Origin of the sequence: Paraburkholderia sp. 31.1 (genome assembly GCF_014397645.1) — a bacterium.
Lineage (GTDB): Bacteria > Pseudomonadota > Gammaproteobacteria > Burkholderiales > Burkholderiaceae > Paraburkholderia > Paraburkholderia tuberum.
The window spans coordinates 17,224-36,879 of sequence record NZ_VZQN01000052.1 but is presented as its reverse complement, the minus strand read 5'-3'; the positions used below and the strand labels follow the sequence as shown (position 1 = coordinate 36,879).

Annotated in this window: 17 protein-coding genes and 1 pseudogene; 12 read left to right on the top strand and 6 right to left on the bottom strand. The window is 63.5% G+C overall.

Annotated features, from left to right (window positions below; translation table 11 throughout):
- Positions 1–6: 6 nt before the first annotated feature.
- The 3 genes from F6X37_RS30565 (at position 7) to rpsU (ending at position 5,465) form a co-directional block, all read left to right on the top strand.
- Positions 7–3,450, top strand: a complete 3,444-nt coding sequence (locus F6X37_RS30565; RefSeq protein WP_187613889.1) for a tetratricopeptide repeat protein — start codon at positions 7–9, stop codon at positions 3,448–3,450.
- Positions 3,451–3,892: 442 nt separating this feature from the next.
- On the top strand, positions 3,893–4,834 hold the full coding sequence (locus F6X37_RS30560; RefSeq protein ID WP_187613888.1) for an aldo/keto reductase: 942 nt from the start codon (positions 3,893–3,895) through the stop codon (positions 4,832–4,834).
- 418 nt (positions 4,835–5,252) lie between these two features.
- Positions 5,253–5,465 (top strand): 30S ribosomal protein S21, encoded by a 213-nt coding sequence (rpsU, locus tag F6X37_RS30555; RefSeq protein ID WP_006050883.1) that lies wholly within the window; start codon positions 5,253–5,255, stop codon positions 5,463–5,465.
- A gap of 100 nt (positions 5,466–5,565) precedes the next feature.
- Here the strand turns inward: rpsU and F6X37_RS30550 are convergent.
- Together F6X37_RS30550 and F6X37_RS30545 are read right to left on the bottom strand one after the other, a co-directional pair.
- Positions 5,566–5,915 (bottom strand): annotated as a pseudogene (locus tag F6X37_RS30550) (hypothetical protein).
- A gap of 162 nt (positions 5,916–6,077) precedes the next feature.
- Positions 6,078–6,674, bottom strand: coding sequence for a DNA-3-methyladenine glycosylase I (locus tag F6X37_RS30545; protein WP_187613887.1), 597 nt, complete (start codon positions 6,672–6,674; stop codon positions 6,078–6,080).
- A gap of 140 nt (positions 6,675–6,814) precedes the next feature.
- On the opposite strand from F6X37_RS30545, the gene F6X37_RS30540 reads away from it, so the two are divergent.
- Positions 6,815–7,705: a BadF/BadG/BcrA/BcrD ATPase family protein gene (locus F6X37_RS30540; protein WP_187613886.1), complete on the top strand. Its 891-nt coding sequence runs from the start codon at positions 6,815–6,817 to the stop codon at positions 7,703–7,705.
- A gap of 47 nt (positions 7,706–7,752) precedes the next feature.
- Complete coding sequence (locus tag F6X37_RS30535) at positions 7,753–8,574, top strand: Cof-type HAD-IIB family hydrolase (RefSeq protein WP_090802464.1); 822 nt, start codon at positions 7,753–7,755, stop codon at positions 8,572–8,574.
- Positions 8,575–8,675: 101 nt separating this feature from the next.
- Here the strand turns inward: F6X37_RS30535 and F6X37_RS30530 are convergent, their stop codons facing one another.
- The 3 genes from F6X37_RS30530 to aqpZ form a co-directional block, all read right to left on the bottom strand.
- Complete coding sequence (locus F6X37_RS30530) at positions 8,676–8,969, bottom strand: PXPV repeat protein (RefSeq protein ID WP_018418797.1); 294 nt, start codon at positions 8,967–8,969, stop codon at positions 8,676–8,678.
- Positions 8,970–9,256: 287 nt separating this feature from the next.
- Positions 9,257–10,024, bottom strand: a complete 768-nt coding sequence (locus F6X37_RS30525) for a histidine phosphatase family protein (protein ID WP_184035016.1) — start codon at positions 10,022–10,024, stop codon at positions 9,257–9,259.
- A 173-nt stretch (positions 10,025–10,197) separates the two neighbouring features.
- Complete coding sequence (gene aqpZ / locus F6X37_RS30520) at positions 10,198–10,938, bottom strand: aquaporin Z (RefSeq protein ID WP_187613885.1); 741 nt, start codon at positions 10,936–10,938, stop codon at positions 10,198–10,200.
- A 287-nt stretch (positions 10,939–11,225) separates the two neighbouring features.
- Between aqpZ and F6X37_RS30515 the strand changes: the two genes are divergently transcribed.
- Positions 11,226–11,528 carry an H-NS family nucleoid-associated regulatory protein gene (locus tag F6X37_RS30515; RefSeq protein WP_013090908.1) on the top strand — a complete coding sequence of 101 codons (303 nt, stop codon included), beginning with the start codon at positions 11,226–11,228 and terminating at the stop codon, positions 11,526–11,528.
- 299 nt (positions 11,529–11,827) lie between these two features.
- Here F6X37_RS30515 and F6X37_RS30510 read toward each other — a convergent pair whose 3' ends face one another.
- Positions 11,828–12,892 (bottom strand): glycosyltransferase family 4 protein, encoded by a 1,065-nt coding sequence (locus F6X37_RS30510; protein WP_090802471.1) that lies wholly within the window; start codon positions 12,890–12,892, stop codon positions 11,828–11,830.
- Between the two features lie 798 nt (positions 12,893–13,690).
- Here F6X37_RS30510 and flhD point away from each other — a divergent pair.
- The 6 genes from flhD to cheA all read left to right on the top strand — a co-directional run bounded on the left by flhD (position 13,691) and on the right by cheA (position 19,609).
- The gene (flhD, locus tag F6X37_RS30505) at positions 13,691–14,011 is read left to right on the top strand and encodes a flagellar transcriptional regulator FlhD (protein WP_090802472.1); all 321 of its coding nucleotides are present in this window, start codon (positions 13,691–13,693) and stop codon (positions 14,009–14,011) included.
- Positions 14,011–14,661: a flagellar transcriptional regulator FlhC gene (gene flhC / locus F6X37_RS30500; RefSeq protein ID WP_187613884.1), complete on the top strand. Its 651-nt coding sequence runs from the start codon at positions 14,011–14,013 to the stop codon at positions 14,659–14,661. Before flhD ends, flhC begins: the two co-directional genes overlap by 1 nt.
- 136 nt (positions 14,662–14,797) lie before the next feature.
- Positions 14,798–15,658 carry a flagellar motor stator protein MotA gene (motA, locus tag F6X37_RS30495; protein ID WP_090802475.1) on the top strand — a complete coding sequence of 287 codons (861 nt, stop codon included), beginning with the start codon at positions 14,798–14,800 and terminating at the stop codon, positions 15,656–15,658.
- Positions 15,659–15,680: 22 nt separating this feature from the next.
- Complete coding sequence (motB, locus tag F6X37_RS30490; RefSeq protein ID WP_090802477.1) at positions 15,681–16,691, top strand: flagellar motor protein MotB; 1,011 nt, start codon at positions 15,681–15,683, stop codon at positions 16,689–16,691.
- 83 nt (positions 16,692–16,774) lie between these two features.
- On the top strand, positions 16,775–17,152 hold the full coding sequence (locus F6X37_RS30485) for a response regulator (RefSeq protein ID WP_027199211.1): 378 nt from the start codon (positions 16,775–16,777) through the stop codon (positions 17,150–17,152).
- A 96-nt stretch (positions 17,153–17,248) separates the two neighbouring features.
- Positions 17,249–19,609 (top strand): chemotaxis protein CheA, encoded by a 2,361-nt coding sequence (gene cheA, locus F6X37_RS30480; protein WP_187613883.1) that lies wholly within the window; start codon positions 17,249–17,251, stop codon positions 19,607–19,609.
- Positions 19,610–19,656 lie beyond the last annotated feature (47 nt).

Sequence of the window (19,656 nt, the reverse complement as noted above, 5' to 3'; positions counted from 1 at the left end):
TTCGTCATGACCGCCTTCCTCTCTCCGGGCTGCACCGCCACACCTGCTGCCAAATTGCAGCAGAATCACGACATCGCGCTCACCATGCAGAGCGCGATCGAACATCATCGCCAGCAGGAATATGACGAGGCGGCCGCGCGCTATGCCTCCGTCCTGGAGGCCGCGAGCGATCACCCCGACGCGCACTACCACCTCGGCGTGCTGCTCATGCAAACGGGGCGGCCCTCCGAAGCAGTGCCGCATTTCGAGGCGGCGCTTGGGCAGATGCCGAAAAATGGGCAGATCTGGGTCTACTACATCAACGCCCTCGTCGCCAGCCAGCAGACCGAGGCGGCGCGCGTCGTGCTTGACCTCGCGCGGCATCAAGGCCTGCCCGAGGCGGCCGTCCAGATGCTGCACGCGCGCATCAATGGGGAAGAAGCGCCGCTCCCGGCCACGCCGGAGCCCGAGGCTGCGACCGCTCCCGCTCCCCAGGCTGATGCGAGCGGGAGCGACTCGCGCCCCCCTGCGGCATCCGATACGGACGAGCGCGTGAAGCTCGATACGCGCCGCGCAAGCCTCAAGGAGATGCGCCAGCTCCAGCATCTCTTCAACAGTGGGAAATTCGAAGCGGCGCTGAATGTGTCCCGCCGCCTGACGCATCAATATCCGTCGCATGGCGAATGCTGGTACGAACTTGGGCGTGTCCTGCAACGCACGGGCCGCTACAACGAGTCCGTCGAGGCAGCCGAGCACGCCGCCCGCCTGCTGCCCAACTTGATTGCCGCCCGGACGATGCTGACTGACGGGCTGATTACCACCCGCCAGTATCAGCAAGCCGAAGCGCATTGCCGGCAGGCGCTGGAAAAATATCCCGAAAGCGCCGCGCTACATCGCAACCTGGGTACCGCCTTAGAGGAGATGGGCCGGTACGCCGAGGGGATCGTCCATCTCCGCCGTGCCGTGGAACTGGCGCCGAACGACGCCCTCGAGTGCGACGCGCTTGCCCTCTCGCTACTCAAGCATGGTCTGTACGACGAAGCCGAAACCGCCTTCCGCCGTGCGCTCGAACTGGCACCGATGCAGGCGATAACCCACAGCAACCTGCTGTTCAACCTGATGCACAAGCCGGACCTCGATGCGCTCAGCGCATTCGCGGAGTTCCGCGAGTTTGCAGCGCGCCACGAAGCGCCGCTGCGTGCGCGTCGGCCCCGGCACACCAATGACCGCGATCCGTCGCGGCGCCTGCGAGTCGGTTTTGTTTCCGGCGATCTGCTCGGTCACCCGGTTGCGTATTTCTTCCTGTCGGTGCTAGAGCATCTGGCGCTCGATTCGAGTCTGTCACTGCACATCTATTCGAACTACGCGGTGACCGACGGCTTCACCGAGCAGATTCGTGCGCATGCGCAGACGTGGAGCGAAATCTTCGGCATGAGCGACGACGCAGTCGTGCAGAAGATCCGCGACGACGGCATCGATATCCTCATCGACCTGTCCGGCCATACCGGCCGCAACCGGCTCGTGGCCTTCGCGCACAAGCCGGCGCCGGTCCAGGCGAGCTGGATCGGCAATCCGGCCACGACGGGCCTGGATGCCGTCGACTATTACCTGTCGGACCGTTTTGTCACGCCGCTCGAACAATTCGAGCGCCAGTTCTCGGAAAAGCTCGTGTTCCTGCCGGCGCTCGCGCCGTTCAAGCCGCACCCGCAAGCGCCGGACGTCAACGAGTTACCTGCCCTGAAAAAAGGCTTCATCACGTTCGGCAGCTTCAGCCGCATCGTCAAGATCGGGCCTGAAGTCGTGGCGCTCTGGGCACGCGTGCTGCGCGAGATACCGGATTCGCGCATGGTCATCGGCGCGATTACGGCACGGGAGCAGATGGACAAGCTGACCGGGCTGTTCGCGAGCGAAGGGATCGACTTGAGCCGTATCAGTTTTCTGCAGCGCGGGAATGTCTCGACTTACCTGCAGCAGCACAATCTGATCGACGTCTGTCTCGACACGTTGCCCTTCGGCAATTCGACCACGACCATGCAAGCGTTGTGGATGGGCGTGCCCACCATGACCCTGCCCGGCGTTTCGATGGCGAGCCGCGGCAGCACAGGGTGGCTCTCGCACCTCGGGCTCGACTCAGCCTTCGTTGCGCAGGACAAGGACGACTTCGTGCGCAAGTGCGCCGCGCTGGCCGCCGACCCCGAAGCGCTCGCGGTAGTGCGCGGCGAGCTGCGCGAGTACTGCAGACAGTCGGTCCTGATCGACGCCGGCGCGATCTCCAACGCCGCCTCGCGCGCGTTTCGCACCATGTGGCAGCGGTGGTGCGACGGACTGGAGCCTGAGCATTTCGAGGTTCTGGCCCATGTCAGCAATGCGCACACCGCCGGGGACAGCCCAGCAGGCCTGTCGCCCGAGCAGCGCGCCGCGCTGGCCGGTGAATTCGTCGATACGCTCACGCTCCTGCTCGACAAGCAGCAGTTTGCCGAGGCCGAAGCTGTAGCCCGCCAGTTCACCACGCTCTTGCCAGAAATCGGCAAGGCATGGCACATGCTGGCGACGTCGCTACGGCAGCAAGGGAAATCCTTTGAGGCACTGGAGCCTTTGCGCAAGGCCAATACCCTGCTGCCGAACGACAGGAACATCCGCCAGGAACTGAGCCGAGTCTCACAATACGTGAGCGATCTTGAGCGCATCGCGCCGGTCAACCGGGCTAAGCCAGCGAGCGAGCTGGCAGCGCTCAGGGCGGATAGCCGGCAATACCGGCATCCAGTCGGCGCCCTGATCGCCAACGTGCCGGTTCTGATCCCGACCTTTAACAACGTCACCTATCTGCGCCGGATGGTGTCGCAGCTCCAAGGCAGAGGATTGCGCAATCTCATCGTCGTGGACAACGCATCGAGCGCCCCCGGTATGCTCGACTACCTCGCCAGCATCCAGGATACGGTGAGCGTCGCACGGCTCGACCACAATGTCGGGCCGCGCGCGTTCACGCTTTCAGACGTCATCTATCACCGGCTGCCGGACATTTTCTGCATTACCGATCCCGATCTCGAACTGAATCCCGAGTTGCCCGATACTTTCCTGTTCGACCTGATAGACGCCACGGAAGCTTTGAAAATCGGCAAGGCCGGCTTTGCTCTCGACATCTCGCAACCCGCGCTGATGGACGAGAAAGCACTCTCCATCATGCAGTCGGACGGCGTGAAGAACTATGGGCTGATCGACTGGGAAGCACGCTTCTGGCAACAGCAGATCGCGGCGAGCGCCAACGGTGACCCGATCTTTCGCGCGCCGATCGATACGACCTTTGCGGTCTACAACAAGCGGTACTTCCGCCGCGAAACTCATCTGGCTGCGGTGCGTTTCGGTGGACGGTACACGTGCAGGCATCTGCCCTGGTACAAGGACAACGGACTGGATGCTGCGGAGGATCAGTACTACCGCGAACACCAGGCATGGTCGACGTTCCTGAAGTGACCATTGCGCCTGGTCGGTCAACTAAAGCTTTGTTGCGGGCACGTGGGGTAGAGCGATAGTTCAGGCGACAGACTATCGGCGGGCGTCACGCTGAACGCGTCGCCGTCCTTCGGGCGTACTCGAGATCGGGACGCTCAAGACGGAGCCGGCCACAATTACCGAGACGTCTGTGTACGTGCCGGTCGTTTGCGTCGTCGTATTGGCCGAGTTGTCCTGACCCTATAGATCATCGCGCCGGTGGTTGTTCTGAATAAACTTGAGACGCGCGCAAACTATTGCGCCATCTTTTGCGCCACGCATCGACCGCGTTCAAGCGCGAGGCGTGCGGCGTAGCCTTCGTGCCCGGGGCTGCAACGTAGTGCGAGGCGGCGTATGCTCAACGGTCCCGGGTTTGCCCGGCCATTTCCCGCATTGCGTTCGCCCACTCATACCTGGAGCCATCATGGAACTACGCAGGATCGGCACTTCCTCGTTGCAAGTCGCCCCGCTCATGTTCGGCGGCAACGTATTCGGCTGGACGGCCGATGAAGCCACCTCTTTCTCGATCCTCGACGCGTTCGTTGAAGCCGGACTCAATTTCATCGACACCGCCGATGTCTACTCGGCCTGGGTGCCCGGCAACCAGGGCGGCGAGTCGGAGACGATCCTCGGCAAGTGGTTCCATCAGAGCGGCAAGCGCGAGCGGATCGTGCTTGCGACCAAGGTGTCGAAGCATCCGCAGCGCAAGGGGCTATCGGCCGCAAATATCCAGGCGGCGGTCGAAGACTCGCTGCGCCGCCTGCAAACCGATTACATCGACGTCTATTTCTCCCACGACGACGACACCGCGACGCCGCTCGCCGAAACGCTCGGTGCGTATCAGAAGCTGATCGAGGCGGGCAAGGTGCGCGTGATCGGCGCGTCTAACTATAGTGGCGCGCGCGTCGAGGAAGCGCTCGCGGTATCGCGCGAGCACGGGCTGCCCGGGTATCAGTTGCTGCAGCCCGAATACAACCTGTACGACCGCGCGCAATACGAGAGCGACAGCGAGCCGGTGGCTCTCGCGAATCATCTCGGCGTGGTCGTGTATTACAGCCTCGCGAGCGGGTTCCTGTCAGGCAAATACCGCAGCGAGGCCGATCTGGCCGGCAAGGCGCGCGGGAGCCGGGTCGAAAAATACCTGAACGGGCGCGGCTTGCGGATTCTCGGCGCGCTCGACCGCGTCGCGCAACGGCACGGCAGCACGCCGGCCGCGATCGCGCTTGCGTGGCTGATCGCGCGCCCGAGTGTTACGGCCCCTATTGCGAGCGCAACCTCGGTCCAGCAGTTGAAGAGCCTGGTCGCGGCCGTCCAGCTGTCCCTCGCCGCCGACGATATTCGTGAGCTGGACGAAGCGAGCGCCTGATAAGGCGAACACCTCGGCCGCCAACGCGGGGGCGATCCGCGCCAGGGAATAGCCTGGCGCAATCGGTAAACCCCTGGTAGGAGGGAGCGTTTCCTGATATGATCGGGAGTGAATTGAGATCTTTGCCTGTTTCGTCAGTGTTCTTGGTTGATGAAAGGTTGGCAAAACGGCAACAGACGCGGCTTTTGCATTACGTCTGTCCGCGTTCCGCGGTGAACTCCCCACCTCTCTTTTCCGGCCTCCGTGGCCGCTTTGCCTCTCGCTTCATTCGTGGTTTGGCCGGGGTTGTTTATCAGCCTCGCGTTTGCCTGTTACTGGCCATGAATCGGAGCGACCGGAGGGCCGGCGCGTGAGTGGTGACCTGAGCGGTTACCGCCATGCAATTAAACCCGTATCTAGTGATTGAGTTAGGAATTACATGACGACGATTCTTCTGAAGGAAAACGAGCCGTTCGAAGTGGCAATTCGCCGCTTTCGTCGCGCAATCGAAAAGAATGGCCTGATCGCTGAACTGCGTGAACGCCAGTCGTACGAAAAGCCGACCACGGCTCGCAAGCGCAAGAAGGCAGCAGCTGTTAAGCGCCTGCACAAGCGTCTGCGCAGCCAGATGCTGCCGAAAAAGCTGCACTAAGCACGCTTTTTACATACGCCGAACGGCGGTGTGAGCTTCGAAAGAAGCCACATCGCCGTTTTGCTTTTGTGGCGTCGGATTTTGCCCCTGCGTGCAGCCGTTACGCCGCGCTCCTCAGCCGCTCGGCCGACAGCCTGAACTCGCGCGCGATCGAGCCCAGCCGGTCGTGCCACTCCCATGTGCCGAACACGTCGTGGACGTTTTGCAGGCAACTGAGCAAAGCGATGGTCACCGGGTCGTATACGTTGATGCGGGCGCGAAGCAGCGCTTTTTTCAGCGCGGCCAAGCCGACATCCATGTAAGCGGGAGGTTGCCGACCGGGCAGCCGCCGCAATAGCCGCGGTAGGCGCCGCCGCCCCTCGGTAGCAATGCAGCGCGTTTCTATACGAACAGATGCGTGACGGACTGATCGTAGATGTCCTGGTGGGTCAGGAAGCTAAGTGTTTTCATGGTTGGTCTCCCGCGTCCGAGGCGGTAGTTATTTGTTGTTGAGCGCGCATCGCGTGAGCGCATGGCGACGAGTATCCGCCGTGCGTCGTCCGACGAAGGGCCGACTACGAGCATGAAAGGGCGCCAATTCACGCGTTTGCGCCTCCCGCGGACGCCGTGGCCTCACCTCGCCTTCCGACCACGCCCCTTCTTGCCCAGCGACACGCATCGCTCACGACACATGCAGGTCGTCTCATGATCGTTGACCATGCCGACCGCCTGCATGAATGCATAGCAGATCGTCGAACCGACAAATTTGCAGCCGTAGCGCTTGAGCGCCTTGCTTAGCGCGTCCGATACTTCCGTCGACGCAGGTGCATGCTTATACGAAGCCCATTCGTTCTGAATCGGCGTGTCGTCGACGAATGACCACACGAAGTTCGCGAGCGAGCCATGTTCGGCCTGAATCTGCTGCACAGCGCGCGCGTTCAGGATGGCCGCCTCGATTTTGCCGCGATGTCGCACGATGCTTTCATCGGCGACGAGCGCATCCACGCGCTTCGGCGTGAAGGCCGCGACCTTGTCGATGTCGAAGTCGGCGAATGCACGACGGTAGCCGATGCGCTTGTTGAGGATCGTCGACCATGACAAACCGGCCTGCGCGCCTTCGAGCACGAGCATCTCGAACAGGTGCTGGTCGTCGCGCGAGGGCACACCCCATTCGGTGTCGTGGTACTGTGCGAGCGCTTCGCTCGATACCCAGTTGCATCGTTGTGTCACTGTCGTGCCCCCGCGTGGTCATGTCGTTCGCCAGCATAGCGGAAGCGGTGTACGCCGCAAGCTGGCCAATCGGCTAATTGCGCGATTCAAACTGACCTGCCACGCTAAGCGTTATTCACCCACGGAACTGATTCGATTCGATGAACCACGACTTCTTTCCGATCGGCGTCGACGGCGGCGGCACCGGCACGCGCGTCGTGCTCGGCGACGCGCAGGGCCGTGAACTGGCGCAAGCGGCAAGCGGCCCATCGGGCCTTGGGCTCGGCATCCCGCGCGCATGGCAGTCCATTCAGGCCGCCTGCGGCGAAGCGTTCCAGCGAGCCGGAGTCGCGCTGGACTGGTCGCGTTGCGTGCTCGGTTGCGGACTGGCGGGCGTCAACAATCGCGACTGGCTCGCCGAGTTTCACCAGCAGGCACCGCGGCTCGCCGGACTGGCCGTCGAAACCGACGCCTACACGACCCTGCTCGGCGCGCACGACGGCGCGCCCGGCGTGATCGTCGCACTCGGCACCGGCAGCGTCGCGGCTTCGCTCGCGAGCGACGGCGAATTCCGCATGGCCAGCGGCTACGGCTTTCCATCGGGCGACGAAGCGAGCGGCGCGTGGCTCGGTCTCCGGCTGATCGTGCACGCGCAACAGGCGCTGGATGGCCGCGTTGCCGTCGACGATCTCACGCAAGCGCTGCTAGCGCATACCGGCGCGCGGGATCGCGACAGTCTCGTCGTGTGGCTGTGCACGGCCAATCAGACTGCCTACGCGCGGCTCGCGCCGATCGCGATCGAACACCGCGCACATCCGTTCGCGGCGCGGCTGCTCGGCGAGGCCGGCGTCGAAGTCGGCAAGATGATCGCCGCGCTGGACGCGACGGGCGCGCTGCCGGTCGCGTTATGCGGAGGCCTCGGTACGCCGTTGCGCGAGTACGTGCCGCAGGCGTATCAGGCGCGCCTGCGCGAGCCGCGGGCGGATTCGGCGCATGGCGGCTTGCAACTGGCGCGGCGCGAGGCGCAGCGGCTGGCTCGGGGAGACCTGTAAAATACCCGCTTTGCCGCTGCCTCGACGGTTCAGCCGCCGGACTCACCATGTATAAAGTCATCGCCACGGATCTCGACGGCACACTGCTCAATGCCGATCACCAGGTAGACCCGTTCACGGTCGCCACGGTGCGCAAGCTCGAAAGCGACGGGCTGCAGTTCGTGATCGCCACCGGACGGCATTACTGCGACGTCGCGGGCATCCGCGATCTGCTCGGCATCAATCCGTATCTGATCACGTCGAACGGCGCGCGCATTCACGCGCCTGGCAACACGGTGATCCACGCCGACGATTTGCCGCCGGCGATCGTCCAGCGTCTCGTGCAGCCCGAAATTGTCGGCGCGCATGGTCGAGTGATCGTCAGTCTGTTTGCAGACGAGGCGTGGCTCATCGACCGCGACGCGCCCCATCTGCTGGAATTTCACCAGGATTCCGGCTTCACGTACGAAGTGACCGACCTGCCGAAGCACGATGGCGTCGACATTGCCAAGGCGCTGTATATCGGCGACCCCGCCGATCTCGCGCAGGTGGCCGCCAATCTGGAACGCGACTTCGGCGAGCGACTGTACGTGACGTATTCATTGCCGGATTGTCTCGAAGTGATGACCGCGAATGTGTCGAAGGGGCGCGCCCTGCAGATCGTGCTCGAGCGTCTCGGTGTCGACGCGTCGCACTGCGTCGCGTTCGGCGACAACATGAACGATATCGATCTGCTCGAGACGGCCGGCCATCCATTCATGATGAACAACGCCAATCCCGATCTGATCACCCGTCTGCCGCATGTGCCGCGCATCGGCAACAATTTCGAGGCGGGCGTTGCGCATCATCTGCGCAAACTGTTTGCGCTCAACGACGAACTGGCATCTTGAACCGTTGTCACTGCGATTGAAAGCGGCCCGCATCCACTCGCGTGGATGCGGGCCGCAACAGTTGCTCCCGAAGCGCGCAGCGTGCGCTCCGCTTGCGCTCGTCAATCCCGCCAGCCGCGGTGCTCGCCTCGATTGTCATGACCCCAGCGACGGTTGTCGTGACCCCAGCCGCGATCATCGCGGTGATAGTCGCGGTAGTAGTCACCACGCGGGTAGCGATGATCCCAGCCGCCGTAGTACACCGGCTCCGGCGCCGCGTAGACGCGCGCGGGCGCTGCATAAACCGGGGCGCCGAGCGATAGGCCGACGCTCAGATCCGTATGCGCCTGCGCGACACCGCATGCGCCCGCCGCGAGTCCGGCAGCAACCAGCAAGTGAGTGACGATGCGTTTCATGTTGGTCTCTCCTGTGAGGCGACGTAGGTTTGTCGCGCAGGACCAATGTACGCACTCGAGGCGGGCTGGACTGCGACCAGATGTTACGGACTGCAAGCATCGTCGAAGTGATCGAAGCTAGAAAAAACGCTCGCGCGGACGTTGCGCGCAAACACCTTCCTTCGCTTGCAGCCGCGCCGCACGGGGCTTTGCGGCGGATCAATTCAAGCCGGCAAGCGGCTGGTCGCGCACGCTCGCCGCTTGCCGCGCCGGCGCACGTAAACACGGCTTACATCTGTATTGCTCAATTAATCCGCCGCGGGCGCCGAAGCGGCCGAAGTTGCGGAAGAGGCCGCCCCTGCCGAAGATGCCGACACTCCCGGCAAGGCCGCGCAAGGGCAATCGGTTGCCCGCCCGTCGAGCCCTTCGCGATCGTGTTTGAAGCTCGCGCGCGGCGTGCCGTTCTGCCAGTCGAGTCGGACGATGTAAATGCTGTCGAAGTCGTCGCTTTGCCATTTCGGCACGTCGGCCGCGCGACCGCCATGCGTGCTCAACATCTGCCGCAACAGCTTCTCGATCAGCTTGTGCTCCCAGGCAACGACGATCAGCTTGCCGCGATTGGCCGGGTCGACGAGCGCGTTGCCGAGCTGGTCGATCTGCGCAAAACCGTACGGTGTTTGGACCGGCATCTGGAATTGAATCGCGGTCGGTTCGATCGTCGCGAGCGGGCGCACGTAATAGTACGGATGACCGCCGTCGTCTTTTTGCTGGCCGGGGTCGGGCGCGTAGATCGCATCGGGTTTGCCGAATTTGGCGGCGATCACGGCCGGCAACGCGAGCGCGCGGTTGAGCCCCTGGCAGTCTAGCTGGCCGTACCCCTGCGCGGGTTTCTCGCCGTGTCGAACGAATACGAGGGTTTCGATATTGCCGCCCGCCGCGGCAACGACGGGGGCCGCGGTCGCAACGACGGTCGCCGTGTTCGTCGCCGCGGACGCGGCCGGCAACGCCATCGTGCTCGCGCACAGGCCGCCGAGCGACAGTGCGACGCCATGCAGGAATCCGCGGAAACGGTTCATCGAAAGCACCTGTGCGAGGCTGGGAAGTCGCCCGATTCTAGCAGCGGTGCCCACTGGCACGCGGCCGGCGCGGCATTCATATCGCATTGGCGAGCGCCATGAATAATGGGCGCCGAGGCGCCCATTCATGCCGACTACGCGACGATCGCGAGACCGGCGCGTCGAACTGGCCGTCAGTCGAGCGCCAGCTTGCGCGCCTCGCTGCTGCGATCCTCGGCGATCAGCGGATAGACGACACCTGCGATCACCGCACCGATGATCGGCGCAACCCAGAACAGCCACAGCTGATCGATCGCCACGCCGCCGACGAATAGCGCCGGGCCCGTCGAGCGCGCCGGATTGACCGACGTGTTGGTGACAGGAATCGAGACCAGATGGATCAGCGTCAGGCACAGGCCGATCGCGATGGGCGCGAAGCCGGCCGGCGCGCGGCGGTCGGTCGCGCCGAGAATCACGAACAGGAAGAAGCCAGTCATGACCACTTCGCAAATGAAGGCAGCGGCGAGCGAGTAGTGACCCGGCGATTGCTCGCCGTAACCGTTCGTCGCGAAGCCGCTCGCGACCAGGTCGAAGCCAGGCTTGCCCGACGCGATCAGCGACAGCACGAATGCGCCGAGCACCGCGCCGACCACCTGCGCGACGACATAGGGCAGAAGATCGCGCACCGGAAATCGGCCGGCGACGGCCAGTCCGACGCTCACTGCCGGATTCAGGTGGCAGCCCGAAATGTGGCCGATCGCAAAAGCCATCGTCAACACGGTCAGGCCGAAGGCCAGCGACACGCCGACGAAGCCGATGCCCAATCCGTGAAACGGTCCGGCGAAGTTGGCGGCGAGGACCGCGCTGCCGCAGCCTCCGAGCACGAGCCAGAAGGTGCCGAGCAATTCGGCAACGAGGCGCTTTGACAACTGCATGTTTGGTGATCCTAAAAAGAATGGGTACTTCAGAAGCACGCGTCGAAAAGGGCGAGTACGTACCTTGAGCGCGCAATTCTAGGCAGACAGCGCCAAATCGTGTGTCAAAGATTGTCAAACCGCACAGAATTTATAAACTATTGCGAGATAAAGCGCGGGTTTTACAATTCACACTCTTTAATAATTATCAGAGGAAAATTCGCTAAACCGGTATTAGTCGCCATTGCGAATTTTTATAATTGCAGCTAGTCTGCGGTCGAATGAGTTCTAGAAAAAGGGAGAACCGAATGTCTCAATATGCAGACCTCAAGGCGCAGATTGCCAAATTGCAGGCACAGGCAGAAGAAGCGCGACGCACGGAAATCGACAATGTCGTCGCCGACATCCGCCAAAAGATCGCCGAATACGGTCTGACCGCGCAGGATCTCGGTTTCGCGGTCGCCGCCAAGCGCGGCCGCCCGCCGAAGAAGACGCCGCTGCCGGCGAAATATCAGGACCCGAAGTCGGGCAATACATGGAGCGGGCGCGGCAAGCCGCCCAAATGGATCGTCGGCAAGAATCGCGAGCGATTTCTGATTGGCTCGGCGTGACGCTCGCCCGACCTGATGTGAGACGAGGTGAAGGCGGTCTGAAGGTTTCTTTGCTGTTTGGCTTATTCGCCGCTCGCAAATCCACCGTGGAAGCGCAACCATCCCTGTATTAAAAAAGCCGCCCATACAGGGCGGCTTTTTCGCGTCCGGCAGCCAAAAGACTTCGTTTTTCGCTCGCGCAAACGATTCCGATGCCGGACTCGCCGCTATTGCGGCGTTATAAGCGAAGGTTCACAGCGCCGCTTCAATGCGGGCCGAAAACGGCCAGCCGTAAAAGCGCTGGCCGTTTTCAGGCGCGCCTAGCCGACCGCGACCTGGCGCAATACCGGGCGCCGCGACGTTTCAATCAAGGCGGAATAGCCGTCGATATAGTTCTGCGCCATCGTTTTCGAACTGAAGCGGCGTTCGAACTGGGCGCGGATTTCGATGCGCGACAGCTCGTCGAGACGCTGCAGAGCCGCTACCGCGCCTTGCACGTCCTCGACGATATAGCCGGTCACGCCGTGGTCGATCACCTCAGGCACGGAGCCGCGGTTGAACGCGATAACCGGCGTGCCGCAGGCCATCGACTCGATCATCACGAGGCCGAACGGCTCGGACCAGTCGATCGGGAACAGCAGCGCCTTCGCGCCCGACAGAAACTCGGGTTTCTGCGCCTCGTTGATCTCGCCGACGAACTCGACATGCGCCATCGACAGCAGCGGCTCGATCTCGCGCTTGAAGTACTCCATGTCGACCTTGTCCACCTTGGCGGCGATCTTCAGCGGCAGACCGCTTTGCGCGGCGATCCTGATAGCTGTATCGACGCGTTTTTCCGGGCAGATGCGGCCGAGGAACGCGAGATATTCGGGCTTCTTGTGCGGCTGCGGCGTCAGCAACTGGTCCGGCAGACCGTGATAGATCGTGTTGAGCCAGTTGGCCTGCTGCAGCGGCAGACGCTGCGAATCCGAAATCGACACGACCGGCACATGCGAGAACGCGTCGAACACCGGCTGTAATTCCGGCAGGTCGAGACGACCGTGCAGCGTGGTCACGAACGGCGTGTCCATCGTCGTGAACAGGGGGAACGGCAGGTAGTCGAGATGAAAATGCAGCACGTCGAACTCGTGCGCGATCTTGCGGACCTTTTCCATCATCAGCACGTGCGGCGCCAATGCATCGCGAATCGTCGGATCGAGGCGCAGCGCGCGCGGCCAGCATGCCTCGAGATTGGCGGACGTGACCGAGTCGCCGCTCGCGAACAGCGTGACGTCATGGCCGAGCTCGACCAGCGCTTCGGTCAGATACGACACGACACGTTCGGTGCCGCCATAGAGTTTCGGTGGGACAGCTTCGTAGAGCGGCGCGACTTGTGCGATTCGCATGCGTTTTCTCCTGTGTCGATCAGAGTTAGCGCTGTGGCGCCGACCCGGATCTCATGCGGATTTTTGATACTTACCGGGGCTTCGCACGACGGCTGAATGGCGCGTGGTACGTCTGCCTGACCGGACGGTTGGGCGCGGTTTGCCCCGCCCGAGGGTGCTCCGAAATAGCTATCGGGTAATCCCTTAGCCTTCATTATCGGGATCGACCGCGGTAATTCGAGTTATTTTTCAAACGCTTAATGTTGTTACAGCGCGAAACATCGACCGTTACAGCTGCCGCGCAAGGTCGAGCCGCAAAAAAGGTCCCCATAATCGGGAAGCTGATTCCACCGATTCAATCAAGCTCGACAGGCGAAATGCACCGTAGCAAGCGGCGGACCCGAGGGTCGGATGAGCCCGGAAAGATCTCTTACCGAGCCGGATTGCAGCGGGTGAAAACGTCTTATAATTCTTTTCCACCGTTTTACGGTGCGGCGGTGAAGTTCTGAAAACTCACCATCCGGTACACGCCGCAGCCGTATAAATTCCCAGCGCGCATCGTCGGTCCCGCCCCGCGCATCAATTCGGCCCAATTCGTGTCTCGCCGCAACCCGGGTTGTAGGAATAATTCCTACACAAATGACGGATTAATCCGTCACCCAGCTGGGGTGTCTCTCCGATTTTCGGCTGTGCCCCCTTTCGACACAATGCTTGCAAGACCAGAGACGAGCGGATTCGCGCGGATTCAGCGCGCGCGTTCGAGCAAACGTTTCCGCAAAAAATCGGCCTGACCAGCCGGGCATACGAACGGGGGAAATCATGAGCACGACAAGCCATATGCTCAGTGAGATCAGGGAAGTCAATCTTTCCTATCTGCTGCTCGCCCAGCGTCTGCTGCGCGAAGACAAGCCGATGGGCATGTTCCGCATGGGTATTTCGGACCAGCTAGCCGACGTGCTCGCCAATCTGTCGTTGGCGCAGACCGTCAAGCTCGCGGCGTCCAACCAGATGCTGTGCCGCTTCCGCTTCGACGATCACGCGGTGCTGTCCGCCCTCGCGGACAAGGACAAGTCCAGCGCGATGGCGCAGGCTCATTCGGCGATCCTGATGGCGAGCCAGCCGGTCGAGCAGATCGGCTGATGGCCAGTAAGAGCGTCGTACTCGAAGTCCGGGAAATCACCCTCGCGATCGAGCTGATCGAACTGGGCGCGCGTCTGCAATTGCTGGAGGCGGAAACCAGCCTGTCGCGCGACCGGCTCGTCAAGCTGTACAAGGAATTGAAAGGGGTGTCGCCGCCCAAGGGCATGCTGCCGTTTTCGACCGACTGGTTCATGACCTGGCAGCCGAACTTTCATTCGTCGCTGTTCTACAACATCTACCGTTTCATGGCCGGTCACGGCGGCTGTCGCGCGATCGAATCGATCGTGAAGAGCTACCGGCTGTATCTCGAGCACGTGCAGTTGCACGACGACGAGCCGGTGCTCAGTCTCACGCGCGCCTGGACGCTGGTGCGCTTCTTCGACTCGGGCATGCTGCAGATGAGCGCCTGCCGCCGCTGCGGCGGCCACTTCGTCGCGCACGCGCACGATCCGCAGCACGGGTTCGTGTGCGGGCTGTGTCAGCCGCCGTCGCGCGCGGGCAAGACGAAGAAGGCGGCGCAAACGCGGGCCGAGCGGCAAATCGCCGTCGCCGGAGTGCCGGCCGAGGTGCCGCAAGTGACCGACGCGCGAGCTCACGAGGCCCGCTGCCCCGCCCCCACGCTCGATACCGTCGTTACCGCCGAAGTCTGAGCAGCACGCGTTGAGGCAGCGCAAGCCTCTGGTTTACACCGGACTCGAGCGCCGTCTTTTTCCCCAAAGTTTTCCGCCTCGGTGCCGTAAACCTGACTAACGACGGTAACCGTCGCTTTTTTGTGAGGGCTCGGCAGTGCTGATTTTCGTGGGAACACTCGTGACGCTGTTGTCCGTTTTCGGCGGTTACGCGCTCGAAGGCGGCCATCTCGGCGCGCTGCTGCAACCCGTCGAGGTGCTGATGATCGTCGGCGCCGGAGTCGGCGCATTCATTCTCGGTAACGGGATGAAGACGATCCGGGCGACCCTGCGCGTCATTCCGACCCTGTTCAAGGGCGCGAAGTACAACAAGGACGTCTACATGGAGCTGATGGGGCTCCTGTACGTGCTGCTCGCGAAAGCGCGCAAGGAAGGCACGCTGACGCTCGAAGCCGACATCGACGATCCGTCGAAGAGCCCGATCTTCACGCAGTACCCGAAGATCCTCGCCGACAAGCACATCATCGAGTTCCTGACCGACTACCTGCGGCTGATGGTCGGCGGCAACATGAATGCGTTCGAGATCGAAAGCCTGATGGACGAGGAGATCGAGACGCACCACCAGGAAGGCGAGGCGCCCGCGCACGCGCTGACCAAGGTCGGCGACGCGATGCCGGCGTTCGGTATCGTCGCCGCGGTGATGGGCGTCGTGCACACGATGGCCTCGGCCGACAAGCCGCCCGCGGTGCTCGGTGAAATGATCGCGCAGGCGCTCGTCGGCACGTTCCTCGGCATTCTGCTTTCGTACGGGCTGATCGGGCCGCTCGCCAGCGTCGCCGAGCAGCGCGTGACCGAGTCGACCAAGATGTTCCAGTGCATCAAGGTGACGATCCTCGCGAGCCTGAACGGCTACGCGCCGGCGATCGCGGTCGAGTTCGGCCGCAAGGTGCTGTTCTCGACCGAGCGCCCGTCGTTCGCCGAGCTCGAAGAGCACGTGCGCCGCGTCAAGGCGAAATAAGCAGGCGACGGGAACCGAACCGATGAGCAGCAAGGACAAAGACCGCGCAATCGTCGTCAAGCGCAGCGCGCCGAAAAAGTCCGGTCATCACGGCGGCGCGTGGAAGCTCGCGTACGCGGACTTCATGACCGCGATGATGGCGTTCTTCCTGCTGATGTGGCTGCTGAGTTCGGCCTCCACCGTGCAGCTGAAAGGTATCGCCGACTACTTCAACCAGCCGTTGAAGATCACGCTGTGGGGCGGCGATCGCAGCGCCGAAGACTCGAGCATCCTGAAGGGCGGCGGTCGCGACATCTCGACCGACGCGCAGGGCGTGACCCGCTCGACCGACGGCAGCAGCAGCCGCGCCGAGCGCACCGCGTCGCACAACGACGACGACTCCGTGAAGCAGCTGACGGGCGCGCTCGAACGCCAGGAACAGGTGCGTCTGCACGACCTGCAGGTCAAGCTGATGGCCGCGATCGAGGCGAACCCGGTGCTGCGCCAGTTCAAGCAGCAGATCCGCATCGACTCGACGCTGACCGGCCTGCGCATCGAGATCGTCGACTCGCAGAAGCGGCCGATGTTCGCGACCGCACGCGACGTCGTCGAGCCGTACATGCGCGACATCCTGCGCGAGATCGGCCACACGCTGAACGACGTGCCGAACCGCATCATCGTGCAGGGCCATACCGACGCCGTGCCGTACGCGGGCGGTGAGAAGGGCTATAGCAACTGGGAGCTGTCGGCCGACCGCGCCAACGCGTCGCGGCGCGAGCTGGTCGCGGGCGGCATGGACGAAGCGAAGGTGATGCGCGTGCTCGGTCTCGCGTCGACGCAGAATCTGAACAAGGCGGACCCGCTCGATCCGGAAAACCGTCGCATCAGCATCATCGTATTGAACAGAAAGTCCGAGGAGGCGCTCGATCACGACGACTCCACGACGACGACCCTGTCGGACGACGCAGCCGGCTCGAAGCCGCTGCTGCAAAGACTTGCGCAGCCGGTGACGGCTGCACCGAAGTTGCCGGCGGCGGCGCCACCGGCCCAGTAACAGACCGCGGCCGCCGGGCCGCGGCCCGCGCCCGACCGGCGCGCACCGCCCGGCGGCCCAGTGTTAAGCGCAGCGAGGTTTTCATGATCAGGCACATCCTGGCAATCGACGATTCGGCATCGATGCGGCAGATCCTCGCCGCGACGCTGACGGGCGCCGGCTATGAAGTCACGCTCGCGGCGGACGGCAACGAAGGGCTCGAAAACGCGCTCGCGATGGCGTTCGATCTCGTGTTGACCGACCAGCACATGCCCGGCAAGACCGGTCTCGATCTGATCACCGCGCTGCGCGGAAATCCGGCCTATCAGGCGACGCCCATCCTCGTCCTCACGACGGAATCGGGCGAACCCTTCAAAGAGGCGGCGCGCGCGGCGGGCGCGACCGGCTGGATCGAAAAGCCGCTCGACCCGGACATGCTGACCGAGCTGGTGGCGGCGCTGGCCGACCCGGACCCGGCTTGATTCGCGTCATCAACACCTTTAGACACAGTACAGATAGCTCTCGACGCGCCTCTACGGCGACTCACGCAAGACAGGCACTCTCGCGGTGAACCAGGCATGACACTCGACATCACACAGTTCTATCAGACGTTCTTCGACGAAGCGGACGAACTGCTCGCGCAGATGGAGCAATTGCTGCTCAATCTCGACGTGGCCCACCCGGACCCCGAAGACCTCGCGGCGATCTTTCGCGCCGCGCATTCGATCAAGGGCGGCGCGGCGACGTTCGGTTTCACCGCGCTCACCGAGACCACGCACATTCTCGAGTCGCTGCTCGATCGCGCGCGCAACAACGAGCTGGTGCTGCGCAAGGACATGATCGACACGTTCCTCGAAACCAAGGACGTGCTGTCCGGCCAGCTCGCCGACTATCGCGCGAGCGCCGAGCCCGATGCGGCGGTGGCCCGCGCGATCTGCGCGAAGCTGGAGCAGCTGCACGCGGAAAGCCGCATGGGCGGCGCGCCGGCAGCGGCGGCGAGCGCCGAAACCGCGCCGGCCGTGAGCGCCCCCGCGCCCGCAGCAGCGCAGGCGACGGCAACCCAAACAACAACACAAGCAACCGCGGTACAGCAGCAAGGCGGCACCCCGCCCGAGCACGTCGTCGAACAGGCGGTGCAGGCGGCGGGCGAATGGATCGACGGCGAACCGGCACAGACCGGACAAGCCGCGGGCACGGCCGACAGCGCCGGCCCACATCTGAAAATTACGCTACGGGGCGTGGGAGAGAAAGACCAGGAACTGCTCACCGAAGAGCTGGGCAACCTGGGCAACATCGTCGGGCAGGTCAAGAGCGGCAGCGATCTGACGCTGTGGCTCTCGAGCGACGTATCTGCCGACGACATCATCGCCGTGTGCTGCTTCGTGATCGACGAAAGTCAGATCACGATCGGCCGTGGCACCGCGCCGGCGGACGACGCGCAGCAGGGCGAACCTGGAACGCCCGACGCTGCCGCTCCGACACCGGCGCAATCCGCGCAGGTCGCGCCCGCCGCTCCCGCGGCGCAAGCGCAGGCGCAGCCGGTCCTTCACACGGAGCCCGCGGCATCATCGACCCCAGCGGCCCTCACCGCTGCGCCCGCAAGCGCACCCGCTCAGGCGGACAGCATCGAGCCGCCGCCAGCGGCACCCGCGGCGGCTCAGGCGGCGGCCAAACCGGCTTCGGCCGCGTCCGCCGATCAGGACCGCAAGGCGGCCCGTCCGGCCGCCGCGGCGGCCGGCGGCGAAGGCAGCTCGATTCGCGTCGGCGTCGAGAAGGTCGATCAGCTGATCAATCTGGTCGGCGAGCTGGTGATCACGCAGGCGATGCTCGCGGAGACCACCAGCACGTTCGATCCGGCGCTGCACGACCGGCTCTTCAACGGCATGGCGCAACTCGAGCGCAACGCGCGCGATCTGCAGGAAGCGGTGATGTCGATCCGCATGATGCCGATGGATTACGTGTTCAGCCGCTTCCCGCGTCTGGTGCGCGATCTCGCGGCGAAACTCGGCAAGGAGGTCGAACTCGTCACCTTCGGTCAGGCGACCGAACTCGACAAGAGCCTCATCGAACGGATCATCGACCCGTTGACGCACCTCGTGCGCAACAGTCTCGACCACGGCATCGAAACCGTCGAGGCGCGGCGCGCGGCGGGCAAGGATTCGACCGGTCAGCTGGTGCTGTCGGCGGCGCACCACGGCGGCAACATCGTCATCGAGGTCAGCGACGACGGCGCGGGCCTGCGCCGCGACAAGATTCTCGCGAAGGCGGCCAAGCAGGGCATGCAGGTCAGCGACACGATGAGCGACGAGGAAGTCTGGAACCTGATCTTCCTGCCGGGCTTCTCGACCGCCGAGCAGGTCACCGACGTGTCCGGCCGCGGCGTCGGCATGGACGTGGTGAAGCGCAACATCCAGTCGATGGGCGGTCACGTCGAGATCACGTCGCACGCGGGCAAGGGCAGCACCACGCGGATCGTGCTGCCGCTCACGCTCGCGATCCTCGACGGCATGTCGGTGAAGGTCGGCAACGAGATCTTCATCCTGCCGCTGAACTTCGTGATGGAGTCGCTGCAACCGCGAGCCGAAGACATTTACACGGTCGCCAACGGCGAGCGCGTGGTGCGCGTGCGCGGCGAATACCTGCCGCTCGTCGCGCTGCACGAGGTGTTCAACGTGTCGGATGCGAAGCAGGAGCCGACCCAGGGCATCGTCACGATCATGCAGACCGAGGGACGGCGCTTCGCGATGCTGATCGATGAACTCGTCGGCCAGCAGCAGGTGGTCGTGAAGAATCTGGAAACGAACTACCGCAAGGTGCACGGCATTTCCGCGGCGACCATTCTGGGCGACGGCAGCGTCGCGCTGATCGTGGACGTCGCGGCGCTGAACCGCGAATCGCGTCATGCGCATGGGCATGCGCAGGCGATGAGCCTCGCCTAACGCACGCAGCAAACGCGGCACTGACAGACATCGCAACACAACTTCAA

Coding starts and splice junctions, on each gene's coding strand:
- F6X37_RS30565 (WP_187613889.1), top strand. CDS start 7: ATGACCGCCTTCCTCTCTCCGGGCTGCACCGCCACACCTGCTGCCAAA.
- F6X37_RS30560 (WP_187613888.1), top strand. CDS start 3,893: ATGGAACTACGCAGGATCGGCACTTCCTCGTTGCAAGTCGCCCCGCTC.
- rpsU (WP_006050883.1), top strand. CDS start 5,253: ATGACGACGATTCTTCTGAAGGAAAACGAGCCGTTCGAAGTGGCAATT.
- F6X37_RS30540 (WP_187613886.1), top strand. CDS start 6,815: ATGAACCACGACTTCTTTCCGATCGGCGTCGACGGCGGCGGCACCGGC.
- F6X37_RS30535 (WP_090802464.1), top strand. CDS start 7,753: ATGTATAAAGTCATCGCCACGGATCTCGACGGCACACTGCTCAATGCC.
- F6X37_RS30530 (WP_018418797.1), bottom strand. CDS start 8,969: ATGAAACGCATCGTCACTCACTTGCTGGTTGCTGCCGGACTCGCGGCG.
- F6X37_RS30525 (WP_184035016.1), bottom strand. CDS start 10,024: ATGAACCGTTTCCGCGGATTCCTGCATGGCGTCGCACTGTCGCTCGGC.
- aqpZ (WP_187613885.1), bottom strand. CDS start 10,938: ATGCAGTTGTCAAAGCGCCTCGTTGCCGAATTGCTCGGCACCTTCTGG.
- F6X37_RS30515 (WP_013090908.1), top strand. CDS start 11,226: ATGTCTCAATATGCAGACCTCAAGGCGCAGATTGCCAAATTGCAGGCA.
- F6X37_RS30510 (WP_090802471.1), bottom strand. CDS start 12,892: ATGCGAATCGCACAAGTCGCGCCGCTCTACGAAGCTGTCCCACCGAAA.
- flhD (WP_090802472.1), top strand. CDS start 13,691: ATGAGCACGACAAGCCATATGCTCAGTGAGATCAGGGAAGTCAATCTT.
- flhC (WP_187613884.1), top strand. CDS start 14,011: ATGGCCAGTAAGAGCGTCGTACTCGAAGTCCGGGAAATCACCCTCGCG.
- motB (WP_090802477.1), top strand. CDS start 15,681: ATGAGCAGCAAGGACAAAGACCGCGCAATCGTCGTCAAGCGCAGCGCG.
- F6X37_RS30485 (WP_027199211.1), top strand. CDS start 16,775: ATGATCAGGCACATCCTGGCAATCGACGATTCGGCATCGATGCGGCAG.
- cheA (WP_187613883.1), top strand. CDS start 17,249: ATGACACTCGACATCACACAGTTCTATCAGACGTTCTTCGACGAAGCG.